Genomic DNA, 6,792 nt, shown 5'->3' with positions numbered 1-6,792 from the left:
CGGCAGGGCCATCCCGGCCAGCGGTACCCGGCTGCCGCGCGACGCCGCGGCGGGGGCGGTGTCGGTCATCGCCAGCTGGGCCAGCGCCTCGTCGACCGTGGATGCCGTCGTCCACATCTGTTGGGCTGCCGCACCGTCCAGCGAAATCTGCAGCGGCCGGCTACGCCGGAGCACGATTTTGTCAGCTTCCCGCACTGGTTCGTTGCCAGCGGGGTACAAATCGTCCTGCGCGCTGACGTCGAAGCCGTTCTCTCGGATGACGTCGATCACCCGGGACTTCATCGTCTTGACCGTCATCGCGGTGCCGTCGACGTTGAGTACCACCGTCCTCTGCGCAGCGACCGCGTAGCCGCCCGCCAAACTGAGCACCAGTAGAAGAGCACCAACAAGAATGCGGAGAAACAGCGAAGGGGACGTATGCAGCTTCTCAAAGGTGTTCAACGCGCGCGTCTCCCCCGACCTTCACCGACTTCTGCAGTGACTAGTGACGAACAAATAAGGCCATGCCCTGCCGTTCGATCACAAGACGGTAACGAACCGGCCTAGATACGGCAACTTGAGCAAGCGCGTCTTAACGGTTCCTTAAGTATCGGCATCCGGGGGCACGGAGAGCTCGTAGACGCGGCGGGCGTTGCCAGTAGTGATGCGTGCCAAGTCGTCGGCAGGCCGATCCAGCAGTTCCGCCAGCGCCCGCACTGTGTAGGGCAGGCAGTATGGCTCGTTCGGCGCACCCCGGAAGGGGTGCGGTGTCAGGAACGGCGCATCAGTCTCGACCAACAGCAGGTCGTCGGGGACCAGGGGAACGGCCTCCCGAAGGTCGCGGGCGTTGCGGAAGCTGACCGTCCCGGACAGGCTGATCAACCATCCTTCGTCGACGCACGCCCGCGCCATCGCGCTGTCCGACGAAAAGCAGTGGAAGATCACCGTCTCCGGTGCGCCCTCGGCCCGCAGCACCTCCAACACCTGCGCGTCGGCCTGCCGGTTATGAATCATCAGCGGCTTGCCGGCGCGCTTGGCCAAATCGATGTGCCACGCGAATGCCTCGCGCTGGGCATCCGGCTCGGCGCACCCTTCGAGCTTGCCCGGCCAGTACAGATCCATCCCCGTCTCGCCGATTGCCACTGCCCGCGGATGGCCGGCCAACTGCTCTATTTCAACCCGGGCGGCCTCAGTCAGAGCGTTGGCGCGCGTGGGATGTAGCGCCACGGCCGCATAGACCCGCGGATCCCAGTCCGCTGCGCGGGTCACCCAGCGGGCCGACGCCAGGTCGTCCGCGATGGTGACGACGGCGACCACTCCGACCGCAGCTGCGCGCCCGACAATGGCGCGTACGCCGTCGGGGTCGGTTGCGCCGCATGCGTCGAGATGAGTGTGCGCGTCGATCAAGGACGTCAACGGCTCAGGTGCGGGCGGCGGCGGACGGTCTGAGCTCACCCGAACACAATAGGGTGAGACGCGATGACGCCTTACTACATCACGACGGCGATCACCTACCCCAACGGTGAGCCGCACATCGGGCACGCCTACGAGTACATCGCCACCGACGCGATCGCGCGCTTCAAGCGGCTCGACGGCTTCGACGTGCGCTTCTTGACCGGAACCGACGAGCACGGGCTGAAAATGTCGCAGGCCGCTGCCGCCGAAGCAATTTCGCCGCGAGAGCTGGCCCGGCGGAACTCCGATGTGTTTCAGCGTTTGCAGCAGAAACTGAACATCTCCTTCGACCGGTTCATCCGCACCACCGACGCCGATCACCACCGCGCGTCCAAGGACATCTGGCAGCGGATGGTCGATGCCGGTGACATCTATCTGGACAGCTACGCGGGGTGGTATTCGGTACGCGACGAACGTTATTTCAACGAAGACGAAACCGTCGTCTTGGAGCAGGACGGTACTGCCGGCAATCGGATAGCCGTCGAAACCGGCACCCCAGTCACCTGGACGGAGGAGCAGACGTATTTCTTCCGGCTGACGGCCTACGCCGACAAGCTGCTGGCTCATTACGAGGCGCACCCCGATTTCATTGCGCCGCAAGTGCGTCGCAATGAGGTGGTCAGCTTCGTGTCCGGCGGGCTGCGCGATCTGTCGATCTCCCGCACGTCGTTCGACTGGGGCGTACCCGTTCCGGACCACCCCGACCATGTGATGTACGTCTGGGTCGACGCGCTGACCAATTACCTGACCGGCGTCGGCTACCCGGACACCGATTCGGAGTTGTTCCGCCGTTACTGGCCCGCCCAGCTGCACATGATCGGTAAGGACATCATCAGGTTTCACACCGTGTACTGGCCGGCGTTTTTGATGTCCGCCGGAATCGAGTTGCCGCGCAGGGTGTTCGCGCACGGCTTTGTGCTCAACAGCGGCGAGAAGATGAGCAAGTCGGTGGGCAATGTGATCGATCCGGTTGCTCTTGTCGACCAATTCGGTGTCGACCAGGTGCGCTACTTCTTCCTGCGTGAAGTACCTTTCGGGCAGGACGGCAGCTACAGCGACGAGGCGATCATCACCCGGATCAACACCGACCTCGCCAACGAGCTCGGCAACCTCGCGCAGCGGTCGCTTTCGATGGTCGCCAAGAATCTCGACGGGATGGCGCCGGCACCACTGGACTTCCGCGTTGACGACAACGAACTGCTAACCGTCGCTGACGGTTTGCTGGAACGAGTGCGACCGCATTTCGACACGCAGGCAATGCATTTGGCCTTGGAAGCGATCTGGCTGATGCTCGGCGCGGCGAACAGGTACTTCTCCGCCCAGCAGCCGTGGGTGCTGCGTAAGAGCGAGTCCGAAACCGACCAGATGCGGTTTCGTACCGTCCTGTACACGACGCTGGAGGCGGTGCGGATTGCCGCGCTGCTGATCCAGCCGGTACTGCCGGAATCGGCGGGCAAATTGCTCGACCAGCTCGGACAGCCGGCTGAGCAGCGAACATTCAGCGCGCTGGGCACCCGACTGGTCCCGGGCACCGCGCTGCCGGCGCCGGCCGCGGTGTTTCCCCGCTATCAGGTCGACTGAACCTGGGCTGTCAGGCCAGCAGCGCTACGCACAACGCCGCCACCGCAAAACCCTGCAGCGTGGCCCGGATGACGATGACGCTGTCCCAGTCACGTTGCAGGCGGCGGGCATTCACTGGGACGACGCCAGAGTTCGCGGCAGCGGTCAGCTGCCGGTTGATCGGCGCGCTCACCCGCAGGTAGAGGAAAAGCCAGACGCACAGCAGGCCGACGGCCACACCTGCCGCGCCGGCCTCGCTCCAGCGACCGCACAGCGCGGCCAGCGACGCGCTGATGGCCGCGGCCACCACACCGAGTACCCCGGGCACCGGCATCCGTAGGTCGCCATAGTGGTGCACGTTGCCCATCACCGCTACCAGTGTGCCGTCGTCAACGCGGGCCAGGGCCGGTCGTTGCACGGCCGCGCAGAACACATCCGTGCCGTACACCACCGCGGTGCCCAGAATTGCCACCAGTGCGAACGACTTCGCAAGCTCGCCAATCATCGTGCCGAGACGCCTTTCGTTGGTGGTGTTAGCAACGCTAACCCAGCCACGTCGGCGAGTCAATAGCGGTGCTAGTTGAGCGAGCGCAGCTAGAATCAGCCATGACCATTCAGGACCGCCGCGCCCGCGAGCGAGCGGCGCGGCGTCAGTTGATCACCACCACGGCACGAAGGCTGGCCGAAGCTGAGGGCTGGGACGCGGTCACCACCCGTCGGCTCTCCACTGAGATCGAGTACAGCCAACCCGTTTTGTATAAGCACTTTTCGAATATGGAGAAGGTCGTCGAGTCCGTTGCCGTCGAAGGATTCGGTGAACTGGCCGAGGCGCTGTCTACTGCGCGGAAAGGTCTGCGGGGCAGCCGAAAAGCTTTACTTCGCGTCGCACACGCGTTCATCAGATTCGCGCACGACAGTCCCGCCCTCTACGACGCGATGTTCATCCGCGCCACCACGCTACGGTTCGCCGACCCCGACTCACCGCCGCAGTTGATCGCCGCTTTCACTGAGTTGCGCGAAGCGGTCAGCGCGGTCGCCGGCACGCGCGACACCGACACGCTCACCGAAGTGCTTTGGGCGGCATTGCACGGACTGGTCACCCTCGACCGCAATGGCCGGTTGCGCCCGGGTCGCCAAAGCGGACGGGTCGAGCTCCTCGTCGCGGAATTCGCGGACGGCCCCGCGACGCCCCGCTGACGTGAGGATGGTCACACGTGACGACTGCGCTGTCACATCCATCGCGCCGGCGGTGTCTCGAGTGCACAAGGGGCAAAGGAGACAGGAGACAGCAATGACTGACAAGCGCACACACGTGGTCGTGATCGGCGGTGGATACGCCGGAACGCTGGCCGCCAACCATCTGCGATTGCGGGACGACGTCGACATCACCCTGGTGAACCCTCGACCGGTCTTCGTGGAGCGAATCCGGCTGCACCAGTTGGCCGCCGGCAGCGGAACCGCCGCCGTCGACTACAGCACACTGCTCGGCGAGGGGATCCGGCTGGTCGTCGACGGCGCCGACCGGATAGACATCGCCGAGCGCACGGTTTCGCTGACCTCCGGCGCGCGGCTGACGTTTGACTACCTCATCTACTCCGTCGGCAGCACCGGCGGATCGCCGGTGCCAGGCGCGGCGCAGTTCGCCTACTCCATCGCCGACTTCGACCAGGCCGGACGACTGCACGACACCTTGCAGGAGCTGCACCCGGACGCACCCGTGACCGTCGTCGGCGCCGGCCTGACCGGCATCGAGACCGCATCCGAGCTGGCCGAGCAAGGCCGCCGGGTGACGCTGGCCTGCGGTGGAGTGCTGGGCACGTCGCTGAGCCGGCGCGGCCGCCGGTCAGTGGCCAAACGGCTGGCCAAGCTCGACGTCGATGTTCTCGAGACGGCGGTGGTAAACGAGGTGCGGTCCGACGCCCTAGTTTTGGCCGACGGAAGAATGCTGCCCAGCGTGGTGACGGTGTGGACGGCCGGCTTCGGTGTGCCGGACCTCGCCGCGCGCAGCGGGCTGCGCACCGACGCTGTCGGCCGACTGCTCACCGATGAAACACTGACCAGCGTGGACGATCCGCGCATCGTGGCCGCGGGTGATGCAGCCGCGCCCTCCGGCAAGCCGCTGCGGATGAGCTGCCAGGCCGCGATACCGCTCGGCGCGCAGGCCGCCAACACCGCGTTGAGCCGCATCACCGGCACGGCACCGGCAGCGCTGAGCCAGGCCTTCGCCGGCCAATGCGTGAGCTTGGGCCGCAAGCATGCCACCATCCAGTTCGCCCGCACCGACGACACCCCGGTCAACGCGGTCGTCGGCGGCCGGGCCGCCGCGAAGATCAAAGAAGCGGTCTGTAGAAGCACGCTGTGGGCCATCCGCCGCGAGGCCGCCAAGCCGGGCTCCTACCGTTGGTTCAAAGGCGGCAGGCGGCCCGAGCAACTCATCCGCGAAGCGGCCACGGTTTCATGACCGCGTCCGACGAGCGCGCCGAACGGTTCACACTGCTACGGCCGCTGCTGTTCACTATCGCCTACGAAATCCTGGGCTCGGCAACCGAAGCCGATGACGTGCTGCAGGACAGCTATCTGCGCTGGGCACAGGTGAACCTGTCGACGGTACGTGACACGAAATCTTATCTGGCTCAGCTCGTCACCCGGCAGGCGCTGAATGCGCTTCGCACCGGCGCCAGGCGGCGCGAGGACTACGTCGGGCCTTGGCTGCCTGAGCCGCTGCTGCTGGACGAACATGACCCGTCAGCGGATGTCGTTCTCGCCGAGTCTGTTTCGATGGCGATGTTGGTGCTGCTGGAGACGCTCAACCCCGACGAACGTGCGGTCTTCGTCTTGCGGGAGGTGTTCGGGTTCGACTACGGCGACATCGCCGACGCGGTCGGCAAACCGGTGCCGGCGGTGCGTCAGATCGCGCACCGGGCGCGCGAACACATACAGGCTCGACGCCGGCGCTTCGGCCCGGTCGACCCGCAACAGAATGCGCGGATCGCCGCGGAGTTCATGGCCGCGGCATCCAGCGGTGACGTGGCTGCGGTGGTATCGATGTTGGCGCCCGACGTGGTGTGGACCGCCGACGGCGGTGGCAAGGCGACCGCGGCGCGGCGGCCGGTGGTGGGGGCCGAGAAGGTGGCCTCCGCGGTAGTCGGCCTGCTGCGGTTGAGCAGGCGGATAGCCGACCTACGAATAGAAACCGTGGTCTGCAACTCCGCACCGGCGGTGCTCTTCTACAGCGCGGGCAATCTCGAGGGCGTGTACATCATCGAAATCGTCGACGGCAAGATCACCAACTTCTACGCCGTGCGAAATCCCGACAAACTCGCCGCCACGGCGAGCACACGGGCGATCAGTCGCATCTGAGCGCCTCATCAGCGCTTTCGTGGCCGCTAACCGGTATCTGTCAAGCTAAGACGGTGCGCATCGAGCGGCTCGGCAATCTTGGCACGGCGGCGCAAGTGCTGTGCGCTGTCGGCGAGGCCACCAGCCGACTCGCTCTGCCGCCGCCGGCAGCATTGACCGGGGAATGGTTCGGCGCGCGGGCGGTCATCGCACCGAGTGTGCTGGTCCAACCGGTCAAAGCGGCCGACGCGTTCGCGATCCGGCCCGGCTGCGACGCGACCGCCGTGGGCGGCGGATGGATCGGCTACCTTTCTTACCCCGATGCCGCCGCAGACGGCCGGCCCTCCCGTATTCCCGAAGCCGCCGGCGGCTGGACCGACTGTGTGCTGCGCGGCGACCGCGACGGGCAGTGGTGGTACGAGTCGCTGTCCGGCGCGCCGATGCCACGCTGGCTGGTGG

7 protein-coding genes and 1 pseudogene are annotated in these 6,792 nt (G+C 66.0%); 5 read left to right on the top strand and 3 right to left on the bottom strand.

Going from position 1 to position 6,792, the window contains the following annotated elements:
- Both WA317_RS18765 and WA317_RS18760 read right to left on the bottom strand, forming a co-directional pair.
- Window positions 1–441 (bottom strand): ubiquitin-like domain-containing protein (locus tag WA317_RS18765; RefSeq protein ID WP_425174468.1); only part of this gene is annotated, 441 nt, incomplete at its 3' end.
- A gap of 141 nt (window positions 442–582) precedes the next feature.
- On the bottom strand, window positions 583–1,434 hold the full coding sequence (locus tag WA317_RS18760) for a TatD family hydrolase (protein WP_425174467.1): 852 nt from the start codon (window positions 1,432–1,434) through the stop codon (window positions 583–585).
- Window positions 1,435–1,458: 24 nt separating this feature from the next.
- Between WA317_RS18760 and metG the strand changes: the two genes are divergently transcribed.
- Window positions 1,459–3,015 (top strand): methionine--tRNA ligase, encoded by a 1,557-nt coding sequence (gene metG / locus WA317_RS18755; RefSeq protein ID WP_425174466.1) that lies wholly within the window; start codon window positions 1,459–1,461, stop codon window positions 3,013–3,015.
- A 10-nt stretch (window positions 3,016–3,025) separates the two neighbouring features.
- Here the strand turns inward: metG and WA317_RS18750 are convergent, their stop codons facing one another.
- A complete protein-coding gene (locus tag WA317_RS18750; RefSeq protein WP_425174465.1) occupies window positions 3,026–3,499 on the bottom strand; it encodes a DUF1772 domain-containing protein in 474 nt (157 codons plus the stop codon).
- 101 nt (window positions 3,500–3,600) lie between these two features.
- Here WA317_RS18750 and WA317_RS18745 point away from each other — a divergent pair, with 101 nt between their 5' ends.
- The 4 genes and pseudogenes from WA317_RS18745 to WA317_RS18730 form a co-directional block, all read left to right on the top strand.
- Entirely contained in the window at window positions 3,601–4,191 is a 591-nt protein-coding gene (locus WA317_RS18745; RefSeq protein ID WP_425174464.1) for a TetR/AcrR family transcriptional regulator, read from the top strand.
- A 94-nt stretch (window positions 4,192–4,285) separates the two neighbouring features.
- Window positions 4,286–5,455 (top strand): NAD(P)/FAD-dependent oxidoreductase, encoded by a 1,170-nt coding sequence (locus WA317_RS18740; RefSeq protein WP_425174463.1) that lies wholly within the window; start codon window positions 4,286–4,288, stop codon window positions 5,453–5,455.
- On the top strand, window positions 5,452–6,354 hold the full coding sequence (locus WA317_RS18735; protein WP_425174462.1) for an RNA polymerase sigma-70 factor: 903 nt from the start codon (window positions 5,452–5,454) through the stop codon (window positions 6,352–6,354). Before WA317_RS18740 ends, WA317_RS18735 begins: the two co-directional genes overlap by 4 nt.
- A 53-nt stretch (window positions 6,355–6,407) precedes the next feature.
- A pseudogene (locus tag WA317_RS18730) lies at window positions 6,408–6,792 on the top strand (aminodeoxychorismate synthase component I); the annotation flags it as partial.

Source organism: Mycobacterium sp. (genome assembly GCF_049802695.1).
GTDB lineage: Bacteria > Actinomycetota > Actinomycetes > Mycobacteriales > Mycobacteriaceae > Mycobacterium.
The sequence above is the reverse complement of the archived record's forward strand: the minus strand, read 5'-3'. Positions and strand labels throughout refer to the sequence as shown.